Annotated in this window: 24 protein-coding genes; 10 read left to right on the top strand and 14 right to left on the bottom strand. The window is 65.4% G+C overall.

Features of this window, described 5'->3' with window-relative positions; translation table 11 throughout:
- Positions 1-3: 3 nt before the first annotated feature.
- The 12 genes from ABDC78_RS20090 to ABDC78_RS20035 form a co-directional block, all read right to left on the bottom strand.
- Positions 4-1,512 (bottom strand): site-specific integrase, encoded by a 1,509-nt coding sequence (locus ABDC78_RS20090; protein WP_178361626.1) that lies wholly within the window; start codon positions 1,510-1,512, stop codon positions 4-6.
- A 39-nt stretch (positions 1,513-1,551) separates the two neighbouring features.
- Positions 1,552-2,127, bottom strand: a complete 576-nt coding sequence (locus ABDC78_RS20085; protein WP_178361625.1) for a hypothetical protein — start codon at positions 2,125-2,127, stop codon at positions 1,552-1,554.
- A gap of 262 nt (positions 2,128-2,389) precedes the next feature.
- Positions 2,390-3,208 (bottom strand): glycosyltransferase, encoded by an 819-nt coding sequence (locus tag ABDC78_RS20080; RefSeq protein ID WP_178361624.1) that lies wholly within the window; start codon positions 3,206-3,208, stop codon positions 2,390-2,392.
- On the bottom strand, positions 3,205-4,632 hold the full coding sequence (locus ABDC78_RS20075; RefSeq protein WP_178361623.1) for a glycosyltransferase family 2 protein: 1,428 nt from the start codon (positions 4,630-4,632) through the stop codon (positions 3,205-3,207). Before ABDC78_RS20075 ends, ABDC78_RS20080 begins: the two co-directional genes overlap by 4 nt.
- Before the next feature lie 170 nt (positions 4,633-4,802).
- Positions 4,803-5,558: a response regulator transcription factor gene (locus ABDC78_RS20070; RefSeq protein ID WP_347133166.1), complete on the bottom strand. Its 756-nt coding sequence runs from the start codon at positions 5,556-5,558 to the stop codon at positions 4,803-4,805.
- A 508-nt stretch (positions 5,559-6,066) separates the two neighbouring features.
- Positions 6,067-6,585 carry a response regulator transcription factor gene (locus tag ABDC78_RS20065; protein ID WP_347133165.1) on the bottom strand — a complete coding sequence of 173 codons (519 nt, stop codon included), beginning with the start codon at positions 6,583-6,585 and terminating at the stop codon, positions 6,067-6,069.
- Positions 6,586-7,554: 969 nt separating this feature from the next.
- Positions 7,555-8,721, bottom strand: a complete 1,167-nt coding sequence (locus ABDC78_RS20060; protein ID WP_178361622.1) for a lipid-transfer protein — start codon at positions 8,719-8,721, stop codon at positions 7,555-7,557.
- Entirely contained in the window at positions 8,718-9,125 is a 408-nt protein-coding gene (locus ABDC78_RS20055) for a MaoC family dehydratase (RefSeq protein WP_178361621.1), read from the bottom strand. Before ABDC78_RS20055 ends, ABDC78_RS20060 begins: the two co-directional genes overlap by 4 nt.
- Positions 9,122-10,096, bottom strand: a complete 975-nt coding sequence (locus ABDC78_RS20050) for a bifunctional MaoC family dehydratase N-terminal/OB-fold nucleic acid binding domain-containing protein (RefSeq protein ID WP_178361620.1) — start codon at positions 10,094-10,096, stop codon at positions 9,122-9,124. The genes ABDC78_RS20055 and ABDC78_RS20050 overlap by 4 nt, the downstream gene beginning before the upstream one ends.
- 28 nt (positions 10,097-10,124) lie before the next feature.
- Entirely contained in the window at positions 10,125-11,288 is a 1,164-nt protein-coding gene (gene fadE29, locus ABDC78_RS20045; RefSeq protein ID WP_178361619.1) for an acyl-CoA dehydrogenase FadE29, read from the bottom strand.
- Between the two features lie 29 nt (positions 11,289-11,317).
- On the bottom strand, positions 11,318-12,319 hold the full coding sequence (locus ABDC78_RS20040; protein ID WP_178361618.1) for an acyl-CoA dehydrogenase family protein: 1,002 nt from the start codon (positions 12,317-12,319) through the stop codon (positions 11,318-11,320).
- 37 nt (positions 12,320-12,356) lie between these two features.
- Positions 12,357-13,586: a cytochrome P450 gene (locus ABDC78_RS20035; RefSeq protein ID WP_178361617.1), complete on the bottom strand. Its 1,230-nt coding sequence runs from the start codon at positions 13,584-13,586 to the stop codon at positions 12,357-12,359.
- A gap of 141 nt (positions 13,587-13,727) precedes the next feature.
- On the opposite strand from ABDC78_RS20035, the gene ABDC78_RS20030 reads away from it, so the two are divergent.
- From ABDC78_RS20030 to ABDC78_RS20010, 5 genes are read left to right on the top strand one after another with little or no spacing between them, the layout of a single operon-like run.
- Complete coding sequence (locus ABDC78_RS20030) at positions 13,728-14,891, top strand: steroid 3-ketoacyl-CoA thiolase (protein WP_178361616.1); 1,164 nt, start codon at positions 13,728-13,730, stop codon at positions 14,889-14,891.
- Positions 14,891-15,289, top strand: a complete 399-nt coding sequence (locus ABDC78_RS20025; RefSeq protein ID WP_178361615.1) for a hypothetical protein — start codon at positions 14,891-14,893, stop codon at positions 15,287-15,289. The genes ABDC78_RS20030 and ABDC78_RS20025 overlap by 1 nt, the downstream gene beginning before the upstream one ends.
- A 9-nt stretch (positions 15,290-15,298) precedes the next feature.
- A complete protein-coding gene (locus ABDC78_RS20020; RefSeq protein WP_178361614.1) occupies positions 15,299-15,799 on the top strand; it encodes a nitroreductase family deazaflavin-dependent oxidoreductase in 501 nt (166 codons plus the stop codon).
- Positions 15,800-15,853: 54 nt separating this feature from the next.
- Entirely contained in the window at positions 15,854-16,312 is a 459-nt protein-coding gene (locus ABDC78_RS20015; protein ID WP_178361613.1) for a nitroreductase family deazaflavin-dependent oxidoreductase, read from the top strand.
- A 59-nt stretch (positions 16,313-16,371) separates the two neighbouring features.
- Complete coding sequence (locus ABDC78_RS20010) at positions 16,372-17,043, top strand: hypothetical protein (protein ID WP_178361939.1); 672 nt, start codon at positions 16,372-16,374, stop codon at positions 17,041-17,043.
- A 20-nt stretch (positions 17,044-17,063) separates the two neighbouring features.
- Here the strand turns inward: ABDC78_RS20010 and ABDC78_RS20005 are convergent, their stop codons facing one another.
- Complete coding sequence (locus tag ABDC78_RS20005) at positions 17,064-17,969, bottom strand: SDR family oxidoreductase (protein ID WP_178361612.1); 906 nt, start codon at positions 17,967-17,969, stop codon at positions 17,064-17,066.
- Between the two features lie 29 nt (positions 17,970-17,998).
- A complete protein-coding gene (locus tag ABDC78_RS20000) occupies positions 17,999-18,787 on the bottom strand; it encodes an SDR family oxidoreductase (RefSeq protein ID WP_178361611.1) in 789 nt (262 codons plus the stop codon).
- 67 nt (positions 18,788-18,854) lie between these two features.
- On the opposite strand from ABDC78_RS20000, the gene echA20 reads away from it, so the two are divergent.
- From echA20 to ABDC78_RS19975, 5 genes are read left to right on the top strand one after another with little or no spacing between them, the layout of a single operon-like run.
- The gene (gene echA20 / locus ABDC78_RS19995) at positions 18,855-19,610 is read left to right on the top strand and encodes a (7aS)-7a-methyl-1,5-dioxo-2,3,5,6,7,7a-hexahydro-1H-indene-carboxyl-CoA hydrolase (protein ID WP_178361610.1); all 756 of its coding nucleotides are present in this window, start codon (positions 18,855-18,857) and stop codon (positions 19,608-19,610) included.
- Position 19,611: 1 nt separating this feature from the next.
- Complete coding sequence (ipdA, locus tag ABDC78_RS19990) at positions 19,612-20,511, top strand: cholesterol ring-cleaving hydrolase subunit IpdA (protein ID WP_178361609.1); 900 nt, start codon at positions 19,612-19,614, stop codon at positions 20,509-20,511.
- Positions 20,508-21,272 (top strand): cholesterol ring-cleaving hydrolase subunit IpdB, encoded by a 765-nt coding sequence (gene ipdB, locus ABDC78_RS19985; RefSeq protein WP_178361608.1) that lies wholly within the window; start codon positions 20,508-20,510, stop codon positions 21,270-21,272. The genes ipdA and ipdB overlap by 4 nt, the downstream gene beginning before the upstream one ends.
- Positions 21,269-22,339 carry a (3aS,4S,5R,7aS)-5-hydroxy-7a-methyl-1-oxo-octahydro-1H-indene-4-carboxyl-CoA dehydrogenase gene (gene ipdC / locus ABDC78_RS19980; RefSeq protein WP_178361607.1) on the top strand — a complete coding sequence of 357 codons (1,071 nt, stop codon included), beginning with the start codon at positions 21,269-21,271 and terminating at the stop codon, positions 22,337-22,339. Before ipdB ends, ipdC begins: the two co-directional genes overlap by 4 nt.
- A gap of 45 nt (positions 22,340-22,384) precedes the next feature.
- Entirely contained in the window at positions 22,385-23,497 is a 1,113-nt protein-coding gene (locus ABDC78_RS19975; RefSeq protein ID WP_178361606.1) for an NDMA-dependent alcohol dehydrogenase, read from the top strand.
- Positions 23,498-23,516 lie beyond the last annotated feature (19 nt).

Raw genomic sequence — 23,516 nt, 5'->3', positions numbered from 1 at the left:
CCGTCACGTTCGGACCGTCAACACACGGGGCTCGCCGCCGCCGACCGTTGCGACGAGACGCTCAAGGGATTGCCGATCATCGGCATCCATCAGCGCGATGAGCTCCTCCACCTGCAACGCCTGAAACGGCTCGAGATATACGCTGCGTGTCACCTCGGCACTGCGATGTCCCAGAAGTGTCGCCAGCAGAAACCACACATCGCCAAGCTGATTACGGAAGTCGCGCTGCTCCTGCTTGGTCAACATATCGGTACGGCGCCACGCCACGAACGTGGCGATGCAAAACCACCGCAGCGCAAAGGAATGCCTCAGCATGTGGGGCCGGCACCACAACGGCGTACCGCCCTCTTGCATAACAGCTTTCGCGACCCTCGTGTTTGCGCGGTCGAATGTCTTGTACCAGGAATGTTTGGGGCGAGGTGTCCCGTCGTGATTGAGCCACAGCCACATCGGTTCCAGGCCATCACGTCCCCGGCGGAACAACGTCATTCGTGTTGATGGCCCGAGTGCATCCAGCCGAACCGTACGACGCAATCCCTTCTCGTCGATGACCTTCAGCTGTCCATCCCGGCGAACCTGTTCAACGATCCAGCGATCGGCAACCTGTTCATAGCGGCCAGCACGTTGCGCACGGGCTACGGCAGTAGTGCGACTACCTTCCTGCAGATAGAAGTGGACTTGTTGGGCGACGCGGCGCCGCATCCAGAACGTCCGCCCGCTACCGCCCTTCGCGCAAGGAGACGCAACGCGCGAACGCAGGAGCCCCTCCGAGCCCGGCTCGGGCACCTCGATGGTCAGAATGCTGGCCCACTCGCCGATTCGTAAACCCGTACCGAACAACCCCTCCACGAACGCGACGTCGCGATCCTCAGTCGCTCCCAGCCAATCGTCACGCGGAACGCCCTCCATCGTGAAACCGCGCAACCCAAGGTTCCGCCACAACCGAAATGCCTGCGGGGTAAGCCACTTCACGTCAGCCCTGCGCATTCCCGACGGTAAGCTCTCCAACACGAAGTGGCCCCCAGCTACCGAAGACGTGGCAATCGCACGGGCCCGAACGGGATTGTCGATTCCGTGCTGCTCGGCCGCCCACGAGTAGAAACCGCGGATCGCCGCGCGATCAACACAGAAACCATTCGGACTCACGTGCTGAGGATTCTCCTTAGCCGACAAACGCCACTCCTTGAACGCAGCCAACTCCGATCGCGACGCCTGATCCCAGCGAACGCCCATCGCGTGCAGAAAATCCAGCCACACCTTCAACGACAAGGCGTAACGACGCAACGTCCCCGTTGCTCGTCCCCGCACCAGCGGATCACGCCAATAGGCGTTCACCAACGCATCGGCCCGGCCGCACGGATCAAGAAACAACGGAGTGCCATCACGCGCACCGTTTCGCTTAGCCCAGGCCTCGACATCACCCAACCCTGAAACCACGTCGTCCACCGGTACGAACCGCTGGCGGAAATCGTAGAAGTAGAGGGTCCAACCATCAGCCGAAGCGTCAGTCATCCCCAGACCCCTCCTACCTCACGACCACTGCCCCCATCATCACCGACGCACTTCCACAAACTGCTTCGACACGCCTGTCGGGCAGAGAACGGGAGACTGGATGTTGCCCGGGCAGTCCACCACCGACGACGTTTCGACGATCCCGTCGAACAGTGCGCGCAGCGAATCGGTGTCCCGCGCCAGGGTGTAGCTGGCCGTCAGTGGGCCGCCCGGGTCAGTGTTCTCCGTGCAACTGAACTGCGCCAGCGCATCTTTCGGCGGAACGACGACTTCACAGTCGTCGCCGTCGTACCCGTCGGGCAGCATCTCGAACAACCGTGCTTCGGACTGTTGCGACGATTGGGTCGTCGACGTGGGGGCCGGGTCGCCGCCGGTCGCCTCCGACTCCCCGGACGACGGCCAGAACGACCAGGCGATCACGCCCAGTCCCACGACAGCCACTGTCGCGACGGCCAGAAGCACGACAGGACGGCGATCATGCTGTACCGGTCGGGGATTCACCGACAGTGGCGCGTCGAATCGGCGGTCGGCGGCGCCCATTGTCCGTTCCCGGATGCTGTCGGCGTGTAGCGGGCCGGTGTCGCCGTCGTCGGGTTCTGGCTCGTGGGAGCTCATCTCGCCAAGCGTAGTGCGCATCGGAGTCCGGTGGCGCGAGGCGCACCCGCCAGACAAACGCTCGGAGTACCGACGTCGAGTCGACCAGCTAGGCAGTGTTCAACGGTGTACGCGTCCAGGCTGAAGCGTCCACGCGAGGCCGCCTGCCCTGATGCGGATCCTCTCCGGGTCTGTGCAGCGGGGAAGGCCGGTACACACCAAGGTGCCGCCATGCGGCCTGTCTCAGTGAGCCGATCACGAAGCCGATACCAGCGATCGCGACTCAGGCCGACAGTGCCAGGCCCGCGCGCACCGACGACCGATCACGCTGCACCGCTCCCGTGATCGACCCGGTGATTCCCGCCCGGATGGCGGATCGCAGGTGCGGCGGCACGATCGACCATCCCTGGCGGAGATCACCGGGACCGACGATCCGCCCGGTCGACTCGCCGGCCGAGTAACACCGCGACCGGAAGTACGGCCACGTGGCGCGCGACCGCGGTACTGCCCGCTGAACCACCGCAGCCGGCTCGAAGACAAATCGGTTCCCGTCCTGTCCGGGGCGTTCGTCCGATGCGTCGCACTGCAGTAGCACTTCACGCCGGAAGGACACACTGGTGCCGAGGAAACTGCGTACCGGAGTCCGCACCCCGGGCATGCCGCGGTAACTACAGCCGACCACCCAGTCGAATTCGGGTGGGAACCATGCCGGACGACCGGTGCACCACTGAGGTATCACCCGTCCGCCCACGCCCAGCACCTCCGGGTCGGAATACGTTGCGACGAGTGCCTCCAGCCAATGTGGCATTGCGAACGCATCGTCGTCGAGGACGGCCACGATGTCGGAGGTCGCTGCTGCGGCGGCGGTGTACCACCCGGCCCGTCGCCCCGTCCCGCCGGTGTCCGGGATCGCCATCACCCCGCGCAGTTCGAAGGACGCCCGGCGCAGCAGCGCGGGGTTGTCTCGGATGACGAGGATGATCTCCGCTGCCCCATAGGTCTGCTGCCGCACCGACGTCACGGCCCGCACCATCTCGTTCCACCGGTCCTCGGTGTCGACGCAGATCGCCACCGACACCGTCGGACCCGGAAGATGTGTCATCGGCGCCACCTCGCCTGCATGGGGCGCGGAGCGGCCACGGTCACCTCCGCCGGCGGACGGGACCCACGCCACCGGCTCACCAGATAAACCACCGGTCCGGCGAGAAGCCCGCGGCGCTCGATCCGAGTGAGATCGACTGGCAGCCCGGCATAGCCGCTCTGGTTGCGTCCCACGGAGACCTTGATCGCCCGGACCAGGGCCGCCGGGAACCGGCGCAGGCATGCCGCCCAGATCCCGGGCTCCCGCAACAGAACGCTGGTCATCGCCACGCCCAGGCCGACACCGTAGTCATAAGCCTGGTCGAGCAATCCGGCGACATCTCGGTCGTGGCGTCGCACGGCCACAGCTGAGGGTTGGTGTACCAGTTCGTGATCCAGAAGCACGCGCGCGAAGGCCGCCAGGTCGTCGCCTCCGTGTGCGGACGTGCCGATCCCGGTGGCTGGGTCGAATCCCCCGAGCGCGCGTAGTACAGCCGTGTCGAAGGCCATGTTGGCGCCGGAGCCCAGGCAGCGGGCAGAAGAGATGGACAGGGCCGCGCCGGGCCGGTGACGGGTGGTGCCGAAAACGGTCTGGGTGAAGGGTCTTCCGGCGCTGTCGTGGTGGTGGCGCAGCAATTGTGCCGCAGTCACCAACTCGGTGGGTGCGACGAGGCCGGTGACGCAGCCGACAGCGGCACTGGTGTGGAACCCTTCAGCAACAGCGGTGAGCCAATGCCGGTCGACGATCACGTCGTCGTGGACGAACGCGATGATCGACCCCGTCGCCTCGTGCAGACCGCGGTTGCGCGCCGCGGCCAGACCCCTGCTGTTCTCACGGACGTAACGGACATACTGGCAGTAGCCATTATTCACCAGAGTCGCAGTGGCCGAGGTGGCCGGCGCGCTGTCGACGACAACGACCTCGTAGTCGGGGTAGGTCAGATCGAGCAGCGCATCGAGACAGGTGCGCAACAACCGCGGACGGTCCCGGGTGGCAACCACCACGGTGACCCGCGGTGGATTCGCCAGGACCGTGCGGCGACGAGAGACACATCTCGGTGTCGAAGTCGGGGGGCCGGCAAGCTCCGTCCAGTCGCCCACCACCGGTAACCCGTCGGCGACCAGGTGAGCGTTGGCGGCATCCCGCATCGATGACCACACCGTCGAGGCATGTGTGAGCCACCGCAGATCACATGTGCTGTCGAGAATCACCGTGCCCAATGGGTGGGTGTGAAGCCGGACCAGCACAAAGACCGTCCGAGGATTGCCTTCATCGTCGATACGTTCCAGGACGTCCGGCGGTGCGCCCAGGTCGACCTCGACGCACACCGCCGGAAGATCGTCGAAGACGATGGGGCGAGTGACATCCCGCGTCGCCCCGCCCTGACGGGCACAGGCATCGAGGGGTTGCTGACGGGCGAGCGGTCCCGTCAGCAACCCGGTCATGACACCGCCGTCATCGTGTGCGGAGCCCCTGCACATCAGCGATCCCGCCCCAAAAACCCTGTCGCACTGCGGCGCGCCATGTTCGCCGGCGACCGCACTCCGCTACCCGGAGCCAACTCGATAGACACCAGTTCACTATCAGTTCCGACCCCGCCGTCGTATATGGGTCATCAGGGCCAATTTTGAGTAGACCGAGGTCTAGATCTCTCGTGGGCATCCAGGTCCACCCGCATGGCGTGAGACAGCGCCGCCGCTTCGGCACGTGTGCCGACACCGAGTTTGGTCAGAAGACTGTGCACATGGTTCTTGACCGTATGAACCGCGATGGACAGTTGCCCCGCAATATCCTGGTTCGACAGGCCCAGTTCCAGCATCCCGAGGATCTGGGCCTCTCGGGTCGTGAGACCTGGTTCCTTCGGCGTCACTTGACTCTGCGAGGCCAGCGCCGACAATCGCCGCAGCAGGATTGCCGAGATCTTCGGCGGGCAGGAGACTTTGCCGGATGCGGCATCCCTGACGAGCAGCAGAAGTTCTGCGAACGAATCGGACCGCAGATGGTACCCGGCCACTCCGGCTTCGGCGCAGGCGATGATGGCCGATTCGTCGTCTTCAGAGGTAGCCACAGCGATCACCGGCGCCTGGGGGGTCAGACTCGTCGACGCCCGCAGGATCAGGTGAAGGTCCCGGGTTGCCATGTTCAGCAGGACGACGCTGGGCTGGACGCCCTCCAGGACGCTTATCAGAGACGGAAGGTCCCACGCCACACGGATATCGGATATGCCATTGGCCCTGAGGTTGGTCGCGAGCGCCTCGCGGAAGAGCGCGCAGTCATCGATGATCAGCAGACTCGCATCGGAGGTGCCGCCCATGTCGGCCCGAGCGTTCGACACGCGCTCCTGCATACCGACGTTGGACTGCTGCAGCACAGTGCGCGATCCGCCCGCGTGGCCGCGGATCGGTGAGCCCAGGTTCCGCGCACGGCGCCGGCCGGTCCCATCACCACCGATGATGTCGGCCTCGTTCCAGTCCGATTCCGTCGATTGCCCGTCCCCACCCGGTTCCGGCACCTACCCACCCCGCTTTGACCGTATGCACAGAACCACACGAATGTCGTTGTTGCACGACACAGATTGCGCGCCCACCCCGGACTGCGGACACCATCAGCCGGACCCGCACAACCGAGAGGTCCACCGAGTAACGCGAGACCTGGGCCGGTCAGCAAAATCTCCCACATCCCGGGCACCAGCTTGCCGGCGCGGTGTGGAACCCCCGTACTCCTGGGAGGGGCTCATCGCCCCTCCGTGCTCGAGGTGTCCGCCAGAGCTAACTCATGTTGCACCGATCAACTATCAACTACGCTGTGGGTCAACGTATATGGACCGTTGGAGCGATTTTCAGCCCAGGTCCATGACTAGTTCCCGATGCCGCCTCTTCCTAACGGAAGGACCGCGAGACCGCCGCCGCCTCGGTCCGCGTGCTCACGCCGAGCTTGTTCAACACGCTGTGCACGTGATTCTTGACGGTGTGGAGCGTGATGCAGAGCCGGTCCGCGATGTCCCGGTTGGACAGGCCCATTTCGAGCATCTGCAGGATCTGCATCTCACGGGTGGTCAGAACCAGTTCCCTGGGACCTGGTGTCCGCTGCGCTGCCAGCGCCGAGAGTCTACTGAGCAAGATCGCGGAAACCTTCGGAGAGCAGGAGGACTCGCCCTCGACGATTTTCGAGATCAGACGCAGCAGTTGGTCGAGCGATTCATTGCGCAGGTGGTATCCAGCAACTCCGGCCTCGGCGCAGGCGATGATATCGGTCTCGTCATCTTCGCAGATTCCGACGACAATCACCCGTGCACCCGGGCAGGCCTCGCGCACAGCCCGGAGCAAAGTGATGCTGTCGCGAGTCACCATGCTCAACAACACCACTTCGGGCGGCATCGCAGCCAGCGCGTTGCGCATCGAGGGCAGGTCCCAGGCAACAGCGAGAGTCGACCCGCCCTGGCCCCCGAGGATCGCCGCAAGGTTCTCACGTTGAAGCGTGCAGTCGTCGATGATCAGAATCGTTGCGCCACGCACCCCGTCGACAGCGTCGGATTCGTTGGCGCTCAGCTGATCCGATTGTTCGAATGCTATCGACGGGGAGGCGGGTTGACCTCGCAGCTCCACTGGTTCACACATCGGCCGGAACCCCGACAGCACCATTGCCGTTGCCGGATGCGCGGCGGCCGGCATTCGGACACGACCCGACAGGGCCTGGCGCTGCTTTTGTTCCCGGTCAGCTGCAAGGAGCAGGGAGTCGGCGCGGAAAGTGCCCGTCAACGATCCCTCGGGCACTTTCCGGCCTCCGCCCGGCGCGGCGTCTGAGGGGATCGCACCGTGCCGAGGGTGTCCAGCGTTGTCGTCCGCTGTTTGAATCAGATGAGCCATTTGCCGCTCCACTCCATGTGTTGCCACTGCACACGGAGAGTTCAGAGATGTGGGAAAGCCGCTCCAGATGAAGAACGCCTGCGATCGTGATTTGTGCGCCGATTTTCTACAGCGCCGTCAAACACCGATCGCAATCCCCACAGACCCCCTCTGAGCAAACCGCCCAATGGCACCGCCCCTGTGCCACCGGCAACGAAAGCCCCGAAGCCCCCGAAGGCGGCACGCCATCAGTATGCTGATTTGCTAGATTCGCAGTCAAGCGTCAGTTTTTGTTTCCGATACGGTTGGTTCCGGTTGCAAGCATCCGGTTGGTACTGCTTCCGAGTTTCCTACAGCATATCGCCAGGTAGCACCATTTTATGGCGCTGTACAGCATTCATGCCATTTGACGATGGCGTTGACATTTACCATCGGTCAATACCCACGTCCGCGCCGGAATGTAGCCCCGAAATGATGACCGAGGGCTTCAACGCAGGAGTAAAAAATTTGCTGAAATCAGGCTCAGCCGAGAATCAGCCCCGATGTGGGGACTCCGGTGCCCGCGGTGACCAACACATGCTCGACGTCCGGCACCGGGTTGACCGAGGTTCCCCGCAGCTGACGCACCCCCTCGGCGATCCCGTTCATGCCGTGGATGTAGGCCTCGCCGAGCTGACCGCCGTGGGTGTTGATCGGCAGCCGGCCACCGACCTCGATCGCCCCGTCGGCGATGTAGTCCTTCGCCTCGCCCTGCCCGCAGAAACCGAGTTCTTCGAGCTGGATCAGCGTGAACGGAGTGAAATGGTCGTAGAGGATCGCGGTCTGGATGTCGGCGGGGCGCAGACCCGACTGCTGCCACAGCTGCCTGCCTACCAATCCCATTTCGGGCAGGCCCAGTTCGGGCCGGTAGTAGCTGACCATCGAGTACTGATCCGGACTCGAACCCTGCGAAGCGGCCTCGATGATCGCCGGACGATTCTTGAGATCCTTGGCCCGCTCCGGAGTCGTCACCACCAGGGCGACGCCGCCGTCGGTCTCCTGACAGCAATCGAGAAGACGCAACGGTTCGGCGATCCACCGCGAAGTCTGGTGATCGTCGATGGTGATCGGCTTGCCGTAGAAGTAGGCCTTCGGATTGTTCGCGGCATGCTTGCGGTCGGCCACCGAGACCACACCGAAATCCCTGCTGGTAGCGCCGGACAGATGCATGTACCGCTGCGCGATCATCGCGACTTGGGCTGCAGGCGTGGATAATCCGTGCGGATAGGAGAACGAGTTGTCGACGCCGGTGGAATCAGCGTTCTCCACCAGCCGCATCTGCACCTGACCGAAACGCATCCCTGACCGCTCGTTGAAGGCGCGGTAGGCCACCACACATTCCGCGACACCGGTCGCCACCGCGATCGCGGCCTGCTGGATCGTCGCGCAGGCCGCTCCGCCACCGTGATGGATCTTGGAGAAGAACTTCAGCTCGCCGATCCCGGTGGCGCGCGCCACGGCGACCTCGGTGTTCGAATCCATGGTGAACGTCACCATGCCGTCGACGTGTGCCGGGGTCAGTCCCGCATCGTCGAGCGCATCGAGCACGGCCTCAGACGCGAGCCGCAGTTCACTTCTGCCGGAGTTCTTGGAGAAATCCGTGGCACCGATACCGACGATCGCCGCCTTGCCGGACAGGCCGTCGCTCATGCGTTCTCCCCTCCGAAGACAAGTGTGGCGTTGGCGATGACGTGATCACCGAGGCTGTTGCTGCCCGTGATCTTCAAGGACACGACGTCACCCTCGACCGCGGTCACCTCGCCGGTGAACGTCACGGTGTCGTAGGCATACCAGGGCACACCGAGACGCAGTCCGATCGTCTTGATGACGGCGGTCGGGCCGGCCCAGTCGGTGATGAAACGCTGCACCAGACCGGTATCGGTGAGGATGTTGACGAAGATGTCCTTCGACCCCTTGGCCTGCGCCTTGTCCCGGTCGTGGTGCACATCCTGGTAATCGCGGGTGGCGATCGCCGTGGACACGATGAACGTCGGGTCACCGTAGAGTTTGAGCTCGGGCAGCTTGGTTCCGACCTCTGCCACCGGGGCGCTCATTTCACCGGCTCCCACGCATACAGAGTCCACGCCGGGCCGGAGTCTCCGTCGGGAAAGTCGATATACGTTGCGCTGACCGGCATCCCGATCTCGACGGTGGCGGGGTCCGCACCGCGAAGCTCGCCGAGCATCCGCACTCCTTCTTCGAGTTCGACCAGCGCGATGACAAACGGCAGCGTGCGGCCGGGAACCTTCGGGGCGTGGTGCACCACGAAGCTGAACACCGTGCCTCTGCCGCTGGCGACGACATAGTCCGTCGGTTCCGCGGGGTCCGCCCACAATGCCGGTACCGGCGGGTGTTGCAGGGTGCCGTCGTCACGCTTCTGGATACGAAGTTCGTGGGCGTTCACCCCATCCCAGAAGAACTTGGTGTCCTTCGACGACGCGGGCCGCATCATCGATTCGGCGGTCAGATCCTCCGGCACCGCGGTGGCGGTTGCCTCGTCGCGATCGGCGGGCCTGAACTTCATGATCCGCCAGAGCATCTCGGCCACCGGATTGTCTTCGTCATCGCCACAGTGCCATGTGATCTTCTGCGTGATGAAGAACCCTTCGCCGAGCGCCGTTCGCTTGGGACCGACGACGTCGGTCAGTTCGGCGGCGACGCTGACCTCCTCGCCGGGGCTCAGATAACGGTGATAGGTCTGCTCACAGTTGGTGGCCACCACACCGACATAGCCTGCCTCGTCGAACAATTCGAGGATCTTGCCCAGCGGGTCGTCATCGGGGCGGACACCACCGAGCCCCATCATCGTCCACACCTGGATCATCGCCGGCGGTGCAACCACGCCGGGGTGACCGGCCGACTTCGCGGCCGACTCGTCGGCGTAGATGGGGTTCTTGTCGCCCATCGCGTCCAGCCAGTGGTCGATCATCGGCTGATTCACCGGGTGGCGACCTGTGCGCGGCTTGCTCTTCCCCTCGGCCTTGACCCGTTCGGCGGCGGCCTTGATGTCCTCGACGCCCATCATGCTGCTCTGTTCTTCGCGCAGGCGCTCATCACCGCGGCACCCTGGGGACCTTGAGCCCCGCAGCGGCGATCATCTCCCGCATCACCTCGTTGACCCCTCCGCCGAACGTGATCACCAGGTTGCGCTTGGTCATCTTGTCCAGCCAGTCCAGCAGCTCACCGGTCTCCGGATCGGCCGGGTTGCCGTACTTGCCGACGATCTCCTCCGCCAACCGGCCGACATCCTGAATGCGTTCGGTGGAGAACACTTTGGTGGCCGCGGCGTCGGCGACCGCGATGGTCTCGCCCGACGCAGCCACCTGCCAGTTCAGCAGTTCGTTGACTCGCCAGATCGCTTTGATCTGGCCCAGTAGTCGCTGCACGTCTGCGTTGTCGATCGGCGTGACGCCGTCGGACCCCGGCTTGGACGCCCACTCGCGGACCTGGTCGTAGATGCCCGCAACGCGACCGGCCGGACCCAGACCGACACGCTCGTGGTTGAGCTGGGTGGTGATGAGCTTCCACCCGCCGTTCTCCTCGCCCACGACCATGTCGGCGGGAACCCGAACATCCTGGTAGTAGGACGCATTGGTGTGGTGGGCGCCGTCGGACAGGATGATCGGGGTCCAGGAGAAGCCGGGGTCCTTGGTGTCGACGATCAGGATGGAGATGCCCTTGTGCTTGGCCGCGTCCGGATCGGTGCGGCAGGCCAGCCAGATGTAGTCGGCGTCGTGGGCGCCCGTGGTCCACATCTTCTGACCGTTCACGATGAACTCGTCGCCGTGACGGACCGCGGTGGTTCGCAGCGCCGCGAGGTCGGTGCCGGCATCGGGTTCGGAGTAGCCGATGGCGAAATGAATGTCGCCCGAGAGGATTCCGGGGAGGAACTTCTTCTTCTGCTCCTCGGTGCCGTAGACCTGAAGCGTCGGGCCCACGGTCTGCAGGGTGACCAACGGCAGCGGGACGTCCGCCCGGTTCGCCTCGTTGACGAAGATCTGCTGTTCGATCGGCCCGAACCCCAGCCCGCCGTACTCCTTGGGCCAGCCGACCCCGAGCTTGCCGTCCGAGCCCATCCGCTTGATCACCGCGCGGTAGGCCTCGTTGTGACGGTTCGACTCCATCGCCTCGGCCTCTTCGGGCGTGATGAGAGTCGTGAAGTACTGCCGCAGTTCGGCTTGCAGCTGCCGCTGCTCGGGTGTCAGTTCGATGTACATTTAATTCTCCCGTCGCTTCGCTCGCCCCATCACGCTTCCACCAGGTCGAGGCGGTGTGTCGGACCGCCGAGCAGCCGGGACAGATCTTTGATCGACGAGTAGTAACGATCCATCGGATAGGTGATGTCCATCCCCATGCCGCCGTGCAGATGGTGGCAGGTGCGCATGGCGGGCGGGCCCTGCGACGTCAGCCAGTAGCCGAGAATCGCCAAATCGTCTTCAGCGTCAAGGCCTTCGGACAACCGCCATACGACCGAGTTGGCGACCAGGGAGATCGTCCGGGAGGCGATGTAGACCTCGGAGAGCTGGGCGGCGACCGTCTGGAACGTCGACAGCGGCCGGCCGAACTGTTCCCTGGTGGCGACGTAGTCCGCGGTCAGACGAAGCGCGCCGGCCACCAATCCGGAGGCGAAGGCACCGATGGCGGCCAGCGCCAGGTGGTTGGCCCGACGCGCCGTGGCGCCGTCGAGGACGTCGACGTCGGCCACCGCCACATCGACGAACGACACCACGAACTCGTCGGATCCGTTCGACGCCGGTGTCTTGGTGACCGTCAGTCCGTCGGCCTTGCCCGAGACCACCACCACGCCGCTGTCCGTGCTGACGATGACCCAGTCTGCTTGCCCCGCATAGCCGACCGCGATCTTCGTACCGCTGAGCTTTCCCTCGGCCAGGCGGACTCCGGGACGGTCCGGCAGCGACGTGCCCGGCTCGTTCAGCGCGAAGGTCAGCACCGAGCCCTTCGCCACACCGGAGAGATAACGTTGCTGCTGTTCCTCGGAGGCCAGATCGAGCAGCAACGCGGTGGCGCCGAGGGTGACCAGCGCGGGACTGACCGTGCCATGCCTGCCGATCTCCGTCAGCGCGGTGGCGATCTCGGCCAGACCGAGGCCGTCACCTCCGAGGCTTTCCGGCACGGCCAGCGCGGTCACACCGCCGGCGACGAGGGCATCCCAGCTGTTGTCACGATCGAGCACGGACGTGACCACATCGGCGACTGCCTGCTGACCTTCATCGGGACTGAAATCCACCCGAATCCTCCTTGATCCTGGGAAGTTTGAGCGTGTGTCAGGCGCTGGCGCCGGTGTAATCGACCTGCCAGTGCTTGATCCCGTTGAGCCAACCCGAACGTAGCCGCTCGGGCTCGCCTACGGGTTTCAGATCGGGCATGTGGTCGGCGACTGCGTTGAAGATGAGGTTGATCGTCATCCGCGCCAGGTTGGCGCCGATGCAGAAGTGGGCACCAGTTCCGCCGAAGCCGACGTGCGGGTTGGGGTCACGCAGGATGTTGAACTCGTGCGGGTTGTCGAAGACGTCCTCGTCGAAGTTTGCCGACCGGTAGGACATCACCAGGCGCTGGCCCTTCTTGATCTGCACGCCCGCCAGTTCGGTGTCCTCGTTGGCGGTGCGCTGGAATGCCGACACCGGTGTGGCCCAACGGATGATCTCGTCGGCCGTGGTGGTCGGCCGCTCCTTCTTGTAGAGCTCCCACTGATCCGGATTGTTCGCCAGCGCGATCATTCCGTGGGTGATCGAGTTGCGCGTGGTCTCGTTGCCCGCCACGGCGAGCATGATGACGAAGAATCCGAACTCGTCGTCGGAGAGCTTCTCCCCGTCGACGTCGGCCTGGATGAGCGTGGTGACGATGTCGTCGGTGGGGTTCTTGCCCCGCTCGTCGGCCATCGCCATCGCATACATGATCAGTTCCATCGACGACTGCGCCGGATCGACGTCGGCGAACTCGGGATCTTCGCCGCCGGTCATCTCGTTGGACCAGCGGAACAACTTGTCCCGATCATCCTGCGGGACACCGAGCAGGCCGGCGATGGCCTGCAGCGGCAGTTCGCACGACACCTGCTCGACGAAGTCGCCGCTGCCCTCGGCGGCGGCCGTCTTCGCGATGTTCTGCGCGCGCTGGGCGAGCTCGTCCTCGAGCCGCCCGATGGCGCGGGGCGTGAACCCGCGGGAGATGATCTTGCGCAGCCGGGTGTGATGCGGGGCGTCCATGTTGAGCATCACGCTGCGCTGCAACTCGACCGACTCGCGCGTCATCTCCTTGGGCCAGGTCGGGATCGCGCCGTTCTGCCAGCTGGAGAAGACGTCGCTGCGACGCGAGACCTCCTTGACGTCGGCGTGCTTGGTGACGAGCCAGTAGCCGTGGTCTTCGAAGCCTCCGGCGCCACCCGGAATGTCGACCCAGTGGATCGGCTCGGACTTGCGCAGCTCCGCCAACTCCTCGACGGGCAGGCCGACGAGGTTGATGTCAGGATCGAGGAAGTCGAAGTCAGCCGGGATCATCGTGGTCGCCTTTCTGAAGAAGCATGGGCGCTCCTAATTGCAACGTGTTCTAGTGCCAGTAAAACATGCCTTCACCGCAGATCAAAGGTGTGGGAGCATCGCCGCTTGTCAGGCTTATGAAACGTGTTCTAGCCTGACGCAATGGGTAACCCTGTCATCGTAGAAGCCACTCGCAGCCCCATCGGCAAGCGAAAAGGATGGCTTTCCGGCCTGCACGCCACCGAACTGCTCGGCGCCACCCAGCGGGCGGTGGTCGAGAAAGCGGGCATCGATCCCGGCCTGGTCGAACAGGTCATCGGTGGCTGTGTCACGCAGTTCGGCGAGCAGTCCAACAACATCACCCGGGTGGGCTGGCTGGTCGCCGGTCTGCCCGACCATGTCGGCGCGATGACGGTGGACTGCCAGTGCGGAAGCGGGCAACAGGCGAACGGGTTGATCGCCGGCCTGATCGCTGCGGGCGCCATCGACGTCGGCATCGCCTGCGGCATCGAGGCGATGAGCCGCGTCGGCCTCGGAGCCAACGCCGGCCCGGATCGCGGCATCATCCGGCCGGAGTCCTGGGATATCGACCTGCCCGACCAGTTCACCGCCGCCGAGCGGATCGCCAAGCGCCGTGGCATCACCCGCGAGGACATCGACCAGTTCGGCTTCGATTCGCAGCGCAAGGCCAAGCAGGCGTGGGCCGAGGGTCGCTTCGACCGCGAGATCAGCCCCATCGAGGCCCCTGTCCTCGACGAGAACAAGCAGCCGACCGCCGAGCGCGCGTTCGTCACGCGCGATCAGGGTCTGCGCGACACCACGCTGGAAGGTCTGGCATCGCTGAAGCCGGTGATGGAGGGCGCCATCCACACCGCGGGCACGTCGTCGCAGATCTCCGACGGCGCCGCTGCGGTGCTGTGGATGGACGAGGACAAAGCAAAAGCGCTGGGGCTCACGCCTCGGGCCCGGATCGTCAGCCAGGCCCTCGTCGGCGCCGAGCCCTACTACCACCTCGACGGCCCGGTGCAGTCGACGGCAAAGGTGCTGGAAAAGGCTGGGATGAAGATCGGTGACATCGACATCACCGAGATCAACGAGGCCTTCGCGTCGGTCGTGCTGTCGTGGGCCCGGGTGCACGAGCCCGACATGGACACCGTGAACGTCAACGGTGGCGCCATCGCGCTCGGTCATCCCGTAGGCAGCACCGGCAGCAGGCTCATCACCACGGCGCTGCACGAGTTGGAACGCACCGACAAGACGACCGCGCTGATCACCATGTGCGCCGGTGGCGCGTTGTCGACCGGCACCATCATCGAGCGGATCTAGTGGCCTCGCCGCAGACGATCACCGACGCCGACCGCATCGCGGCGGCCCAGGCCTACATCTCCGCGCTGGCCAGCCACGACGCCGACGGCGTGCCGTTCGCGCCCGGCTGCACCCGCGTCGAGGTCGGCCTCAAGACCGGCTTCTCGGGAGAGCACCTGCGCCGCAGCCTGAATCGCGGACCGCAGTACAAGGTCATCAAGGCAGTGACGGCGCCGGAGTTCACCGTTGACGGCGACACCGTGCGGGCCCGCTTCGAGCTGTCGACCAAGCCGCGGCTGGCGGGCCGCAGTGTGGGCGCGCGTATCGACGAGACGTTCCTGATTCCCGCCGACGACCCGTCCGGGCGCGCGCAGATCCACCACATCCGGGCGTCCATCCGCCCGTTCCTGGCCCGATAGGATCCCGTCATGACCAAGCCCCCGAAACCGCTGAGCCCCAAACAGGTCGAAGGACTCAACTCCAAAGCGGTCGGCGTCGGCATCAAGTGGATGTCGAAGTTCAACACCTGGGCGTTCAAAGCCACCGGAGGCCGTCTCGGCTCCAAATGGCGCGGCGGGTCCAACCGATTCAGCGCACCGCCGCCGGTCGGCATCCTGACCACCATCGGCCGCAAGTCCGGCGAACCGCGGGAGAGTCCGCTGCTGTTCCTGCGCGAAGGCGACCGGGTGGTGCTGGTCGCCTCGCAGGGCGGCCGCGCAACCAATCCCATGTGGTACTTGAACATTCAGGCCAATCCGCAGGTCACGTTCCAGATCAAGAACGAAGTGCTCAAGCTGATGGCCCGCGACGCGACCGACGCCGAGCGGGAGCAGTACTGGCCCCGACTCGACGCGATCTACCCGGACTTCGCCAACTACCGGACCTACACCGACCGCAAGATCCCGATCATCCTCTGCGATCCGGCCTGACGTTCGGGCGCTCGACACAGGTGGGCAGCCGGGTCGTCGGATTAGGATTCGACCATGGCCAACTCCCGCCCCAAGTACATGGACACCGCCGCCGGCGACTTCCTCGTGAAGTGGGTATCGCGGCTCAACACGTTCTTCTACCGGCGAGGCAACGGAACAGGACTGGGAAGCACCATCGGTGGCATCCCGGTCGCGTTGCTGATCACCACCGGCCGCAAAACCGGTCAGCCGCGGACCAGCCCGCTGTACTACCTCAGAGACGGTGACACGGTGGTTTTTGCGGCGTCCAAGGGCGGCAGCGACAAGCACCCCATGTGGTACCTCAACCTCAGGGCCGACCCGAAGGTGAAGGTCCAGATCAAGGACGAGACGCTCGATCTCGTCGCGCGTGAGGCCACCGAGGACGAACGGAACCTCTACTGGCCCAAACTAGTTGCGATGTATCCGAGCTACGACGAATACCAGTCCTGGACCGAGCGCAAGATCCCACTCGTGATCTGTGAGCCGGCGTGACCGCCGCGGCGCGGGCGGATCTGCACTTCTACTTCGACCCCGTCTGCCCCTTCGCCTGGATGACCAGCAAGTGGGTACGCATGGTCGCCGGACAACGCGACTATCAAGTGGACTGGCGGTTCATCTCGTTGCGAATCCTCAACGCCCACATCGACTACGCCTCGCATTTCCCACCCGAGTACGAGGCCGGCCACACCGCAGGACTCCGGCTGCTGCGGGTGGCCGCCCGGGTCCGCGCCGAACACGGTCGCGCTGCCGTCGGCCCGCTGTACGACGCGATCGGCACCCGCATCTTCGACACCAGCCGCGAGGTGGACCCGCTCTCGGCGTCCGACCAGGGCGCCCGGCAGGTTCTGGAACCGCTGCTCACCTCCGTAGGGCTCGCGCCCGACATGGCCGATGCGCTGGACGACGAATCGTTCGACGAACTCATCCGGGCCGAGACCGAGGAGGCGCTCGCGTTGACCGGACGCGACGTCGGTACCCCGATCCTGCACTTTCGGCCCCCGGACGGCACCGCGTTCTTCGGCCCCGTGATCAGCAGGCTGCCCAGCGAGGACGACGCCCTCACCCTGTGGGACCACGTCGTCGGTCTCGCATCGTTTCCCGGTTTCGCCGAGCTCAAGCGGTCACTGCGGGAACGTCCTCAGCTGGCCGGCTTCGGCGTCGACCCCGCGGAAGTGGGCAGGGAAGAGGACTGGCACGGGGGCAGCCGTCGCACCAAGAAGTAGGCCTGCTGCCGCTGCCGGGCTCAGGCGCCGTATACCGGCACCGGCGGCCGCGCCTTGGCGAGCAGATCGGTGACGACCGGGCCGAGTTCGGCGGGGTCCCACCTGGCGCCCTTGTCGATCTCCGGGCCGTGCGCCCAGCCCTCGGCGACCCGGATCTTGCCGCCCTCGACCTCGAAGACCTTGCCGGTGACGTCACGGGATTCGACGCTGCCCAGCCAGACCACCAGTGGTGAGATGTTCTCCGGCGCCATCGCGTCGAACGCGGCGTCCTGGGTCGACATCATCTCGGCGAACACCGTCTCTGTCATCCGGGTGCGTGCCGACGGCGCGATCGCGTTGACGGCCACCCCGTAGCGGCCCATCTCGGCGGAAGCCACCAATGTCAGGGCAGCGATGCCTGCCTTCGAGGCGCTGTAGTTGGCCTGTCCGACGCTACCCTGAAGTCCCGCACCGGAACTGGTGTTGATGATGCGGGCGTCCACGCTCTGGCCCGCCTTCGACTGCGCGCGCCAGTAGGCCGCCGCATGCTTCATCGTGGCGAAGTGGCCCTTGAGGTGGACCGCGGTGACGGCGTCGAACTCCTCCTCGCTGGTGTTGGCGAACATCCGGTCGCGCACGATGCCGGCGTTGTTCACCAAGATGTCGAGGGAGCCGAAACTGTCGACCGCGGTCTGGATCAGACCTTCGGCCTGCGACCAGTCTGCGACGTTGGCGCCACTGGTGACGGCTTCGCCACCGGCGGCGACGATTTCGTCGACGACGCTCTGTGCGGCGCTACCGCCACCGGCAGGTGACCCGTCCAGACCGACACCGATGTCGTTGACCACCACACGGGCGCCTTCCACGGCGAACGCCAGGGCGTGAGCCCGGCCGATCCCGCCACCGGCGCCCGTCACGATGGCCACGCGGCCGTCGAGAAGTCCCATGATCCGTGGTCTCCTTGCTTGTTGATGCGTTATTTGATGTCTGCGGTGGTGGTCGAGAGGTAGTGCGGCGGTTCCCCGCCACCGTGCACCTCGAGTGAGGCGCCACTGATGTATGCCGCCGCCGGTGAAGCGAGGAACGCTGTCGCCCAACCGATGTCAGCCGGCTTGGCGAGTCTGCCGAGCGGAACGTTCTTGGAGATCGCGGCGATGGAGTCGGCGTCGCCGTAGAACAGCTCCGACTGTTCGGTCTCGACCATCCCCACCACCACCGAGTTCACCCGGACCTTCGGTGCCCATTCGACCGCGAGCGTGGCGGTCATGTTCTCCACGCCCGCCTTCGCCGCGCCGTAGGCCACAGTGCCGGGCGTGGGTCGCCGCCCGCTGACACTGGTGATGTTGACGATCACGCCGCCGGAGTCCTGGGTCTGCATCACGGCATTGGCATGCGTCGAGACCGACAGCGCGCCAAGCAGGTTGAGCTCGATGATCTTGGTGCTGAACTTGGCCGAGGCGTCGGCGGCCAGAACGTAGGGCGAACCACCCGCGTTGTTGACGACCACATCGAGGCGCCCGTGGTCGGCCACGATCGCTGCGACCAGCGCCTTGACCGACTCGTCGTCGCGGATGTCGCACGGATGGAAGTCATAGGGCAGCCCCTCGACGGGTCGGCGCGCACACGTCACCACCGTGGCGCCCTGGTCGGCGAACACCTTGCTGATGCCTGCCCCGACGCCGCGAACACCTCCGGTGACGAGCACGACCCGACCGGTCAACGCTAAGCGGATGGCTTGAAGGTCACTGTCGACGGCGTCAGTCACTGTGCTAGCGTACCAAGCAAGTGCTTGCTTAGGTAGCCACCCCCAGGGTGTCAGCTCAGGAGTTCACATGACGATTGCGACCAAGACCGTGGAGCCGGGCATCGTCTCCGTCACCGTCGACTACCCACCCGTCAATGCGATCCCGTCGCGCGGATGGTTCGAACTCGGCGACGCCATCACCGCCGCGGGCCGTGACCACAGCACGCATGTGGTCATCCTTCGCGCCGAGGGACGCGGGTTCAACGCCGGCGTCGACATCAAGGAGATGCAGAACACCGAGGGCTTCGGTGCGCTCATCGACGCCAATCGCGGCTGCTTCCACGCGTTCCGGGCTGTCTACGAATGCGAAGTGCCGGTCGTGGCCGCGGTCAACGGCTTCTGTGTGGGCGGCGGCATCGGCCTCGTCGGCAACTCCGACGTCATCGTCGCCTCCGACGACGCGAAGTTCGGCCTCCCCGAGGTGGAACGCGGCGCGTTGGGCGCAGCCACCCACCTGTCCCGCCTGGTGCCGCAGCACATGATGCGTCGGTTGTTCTTCACGGCAGCGACTGTGGACGCCCAGACCCTGCACCACTTCGGCTCCGTGCACGAGGTGGTTCCGCGCGCCGATCTGGACGAGGCTGCGCTGCGCGTCGCCCGCGACATCGCCTCCAAGGACACCCGGGTGATCCGCGCCGCGAAGGAGGCGTTGAACTTCATCGACGTCCAACCGGTCAACGCCCGATACCGGATGGAACAGGGCTTCACGTTCGAGCTGAACCTGGCGGGTGTCTCCGATGAGCACCGTGACGCATTCGCGGGAACTGACAAGGGATCAAAATAGTATGGCAGACAAGAGAACAACTCTCGACGAGGCTGTCTCGTCGATCGAGAGCGGTATGACGATCGGGCTCGGCGGCTGGGGTTCCCGGCGCAAGCCGATGGCGTTCGTGCGCGCCTTGCTGCGCACCGACGTCACCGATCTCACGGTGGTCACCTACGGGGGGCCCGACCTGGGTCTGCTCTGCTCGGCGGGCAAGGTCAAGCGCGTCTACTACGGCTTCGTGTCGTTGGACTCCCCGCCGTTCTACGATCCGTGGTTCGCCAAGGCCCGCACCTCGGGTGCCCTCGAGGCCCGCGAGATGGACGAGGGCATGCTGCGCTGCGGTTTACAGGCAGCGGCGCAACGGTTGCCGTTCCTTCCGATTCGCGCCGGACTGGGTAGCGACGTCCGGGCGTTCTGGGGCGACGAGCTCAAGACGGTGCGTTCGCCCTACCCCACGGGTGAGGGTTACGAGGAGCTGGTCGCGATGCCGGCGCTGAGGTTGGACGCGGCGTTTGTGCACATGAATCTCGGTGACGCGAGGGGCAACGCGGCCTACACCGGCATCGACCCCTACTTCGACGACCTGTTCCTGATGGCCGCCGAGAGGCGTTACCTGTCGGTGGAGAGGGTGGTTCCCACCGAAGAGCTGGTGAAATCGGTTCCGCCACAGGCGCTGCTGATCAACCGCATGATGGTCGACACTGTGGTCGAGGCGCCCAACGGTGCCCACTTCACCCTGAACGAACCCGACTACCGGCGTGACGAGAAGTTCCAGCGTCACTACGCCGAGGCGGCCGGTTCCGACGACACGTGGGCCGCGTTCGTCGAGACCTACCTGTCCGGAAGCGAAGCCGACTACCAGGCGGCGGTGCGCAGTTTCGCCGCAGAGCAAGCCGCCGCGAAGGAAGCTGCCAAATGATCTCTGCGACCCGCGCCGAGGTGTGCGCCATCGCCTGTGCCGAACTCTTCCGCGATGCCGGCGAGATCATGGTCAGCCCGATGACCACCATCGTCTCGATCGGCGCCCGCCTGGCACGGCTGACCTTCTCCCCCGACATCGTGTTGTCCGACGGCGAAGCCCGTCTGATCGCCGACACTCCGGCCATCGGCGCCGCAGCCACGATGGAGGGCTGGATGCCGTTCGGCCGGGTCTTCGAAACGCTGGCCTGGGGCCGGCGCCATGTTGTCATGGGCGCCAACCAGATCGACCGTTACGGCAACCAGAACCTGTCGGCGTTCGGGCCGCTGCAGCACCCGACCCGCCAGATGTTCGGGGTGCGGGGCGCCCCCGGCAACACCATCAACCACGCCACCAGCTACTGGGTCGGCAATCACTCCAAACGGGTGTTCGGCGAGTCCGTCGACATCGTCTCGGGGATCGGCTGGGACAAGGTTCTTTTCAACAGCGACGGCAATCCCGTCAACCCCGCTTACCGCTTCGTGAACGTGTTCCGGGTGGTGACCAATCTCGGTGTCTTCGACTTCAACGGACCCGACCATCAGATGCGCGCATTGTCGCTGCATCCCGGCGTCGAAGCCGACCAGGTCGCCGACAACACCTCGTTCGAGGTCCACGGGCTGGACTCGGCGCAGACCAGTCGGCTGCCCTCGGGTGACGAGCAGAAGCTCCTCCGTGAGGTCATCGACCCGAAATCATTGCGCGACAAGGAAGTCAAGTGACTTCTCTGAAGACCCCGCTGACCGAACTCGTCGGCATCGAGCACCCCGTGGTCCAGACCGGCATGGGCTGGGTCGCCGGAGCGCGACTGGTGGCCGCTACGTCGAATGCCGGCGGTCTGGGCATCCTGGCGTCGGCGACGATGACACTCGACGAGCTCAGAACGGCGGTCGGCAAGGTCAAAGCCGCCACCGACAAACCCTTCGGCATCAACATGCGTGCCGACGCCGGCGACGCCGATCAGCGCGTCGACCTCCTGATCAGCGAAGGAGTCAAAGTCGCCTCCTTCGCCCTGGCACCCAAGCCGGAACTCATCGCCAAGCTCAAAGAGGCTGGTGTGGTGGTCATTCCGTCGGTCGGACTGGCCAAACATGCGAAGAAGGTCGCGGGCTGGGGCGCCGACGCCGTCATCGTGCAGGGCGGCGAGGGCGGCGGTCACACCGGACCGATCGCCACCACGCTGCTGCTGCCGTCGGTGCTCGACGCCGTCGCCGACACCGGGATGCCGGTGATCGCGGCGGGCGGCTTCTTCGACGGCCGGGGTCTGGCCGCCGCGCTGTCCTACGGGGCAGCGGGAGTCGCCATGGGAACGAGGTTCTTGCTGACGTCGGACTCCACCGTCCCCGACGCGGTCAAGCAGCGCTACCTGCAGGCGGCCCTCGACGGAACCGTCGTCTCCACCCGGGTCGACGGCATGCCGCACCGGGTGCTGCGCACCGGACTGGTGGAGAAGCTCGAGGGCGGCTCCCCGGTCCGGGGTCTCGCTGCCGCGGTGGGCAACGCCCAGAAGTTCAAGAAGATGTCCGGGATGACCTGGCGGTCGCTGGTCCGCGACGGTCTGGCGATGCGCCGTGGCAAGGAGCTGACCTGGTCACAGGTGGTGATGGCGGCCAACACCCCGATGCTGCTGAAGGCCGGCCTGGTCGAGGGCAACACCGAGGCCGGGGTGCTGGCATCGGGTCAGGTCGCCGGCATCATCGACGACCTGCCGACCTGCGCCGAGTTGATCGACTCGATCGTCGCCGACGCGGTCGAACACCTCCGATCAGCGGCCGGTCACATCCGCTAGCCGAATCGACCTCGGCGAGCGGAGCATGTTCCTAGACTCCGACGGATGAAGACCAACGCCGCGATTCTGTGGGAGTACGGCTCCGACTGGACCATCGAAGAGATCGACCTCGACCCACCCAAAGACGGCGAGGTGCTGGTGTCCTGGGAGGCCACCGGCCTGTGCCACTCCGACGAGCACATCCGCACCGGGGACCTGCCGGCGCCGCTTCCACTCGTGGGCGGCCACGAGGGTGCGGGCATCGTGCGGGAGGTCGGCCCGGGTGTCATCGGTCTGGCACCCGGCGACCACGTCGTCGCATCGTTCCTGCCGGCGTGCGGGCGGTGCCGGTTCTGTTCCACCGGCCATCAGAATCTCTGTGACCTCGGCGCGTTGATCATGGCCGGCACCCAACTCGACGGCACCTACCGGCGCCACGTCAACGGGCAGGACGTCGGCGTCATGGCGCTCGTCGGGACGTTCTCGCAATACGGCACCGTGCCCGAGGCGTCGATCGTCAAGATCGACGACGACATTCCCCTCTCGCGCGCCTGTCTGCTCGGGTGCGGCGTCACCACCGGATGGGGGTCCGCGGTGCACACCGCCGACGTGCGACCGGGCGACACGGTCGTCGTCATCGGCTTCGGTGGCATCGGCAGCGGAGCGGTCCAAGGCGCCAGACTGGCCGGTGCGGAGAAGATCGTCGTCGTCGAGCCGGTCGAAGCCAAGCGGGAGAAGGCTTTTCAGCTCGGCGCGACACACTTCGTCTCATCGCTGCCCGAAGCCACCGAACTGGTCGCAGAGCTGACCCGCGGCGTGATGGCCGACTCGGCGATCCTCACGATGGGCCTGCTCGAGGGCTCGATGCTCGAAGATGCCGCCAACATCGTCCGCAAGGGCGGCGCGATCGTGATGACGGCCCTGTCCACGCTGGCCGACAACTCGCCGACGTTGGGCCTGATGATGTTCACGCTGTTCCAGAAGAGACTTCTGGGCAGCCTCTACGGCGAGGCAAATCCCCGCGCCGACATCCCGCGACTGCTCAGCCTGTACCGCGAGGGCAAACTACTGCTCGACGAAACCGTGACGCACGAGTACAAACTCGCCGAGGTCAACGAGGGTTACGAGGACATGCGTGCCGGCCGTAACATCCGCGGCGTCATCGTCCACGACCACTGATTTCGCCGAAACTGTATTC

The sequence above is a fragment of the Mycobacterium sp. DL genome (genome assembly GCF_039729195.1).
GTDB classification, from domain to species: domain Bacteria; phylum Actinomycetota; class Actinomycetes; order Mycobacteriales; family Mycobacteriaceae; genus Mycobacterium; species Mycobacterium hippocampi_A.
Note: the sequence above shows the minus strand (reverse complement) of the source record. Positions and strands in the feature narration are given on the sequence as shown.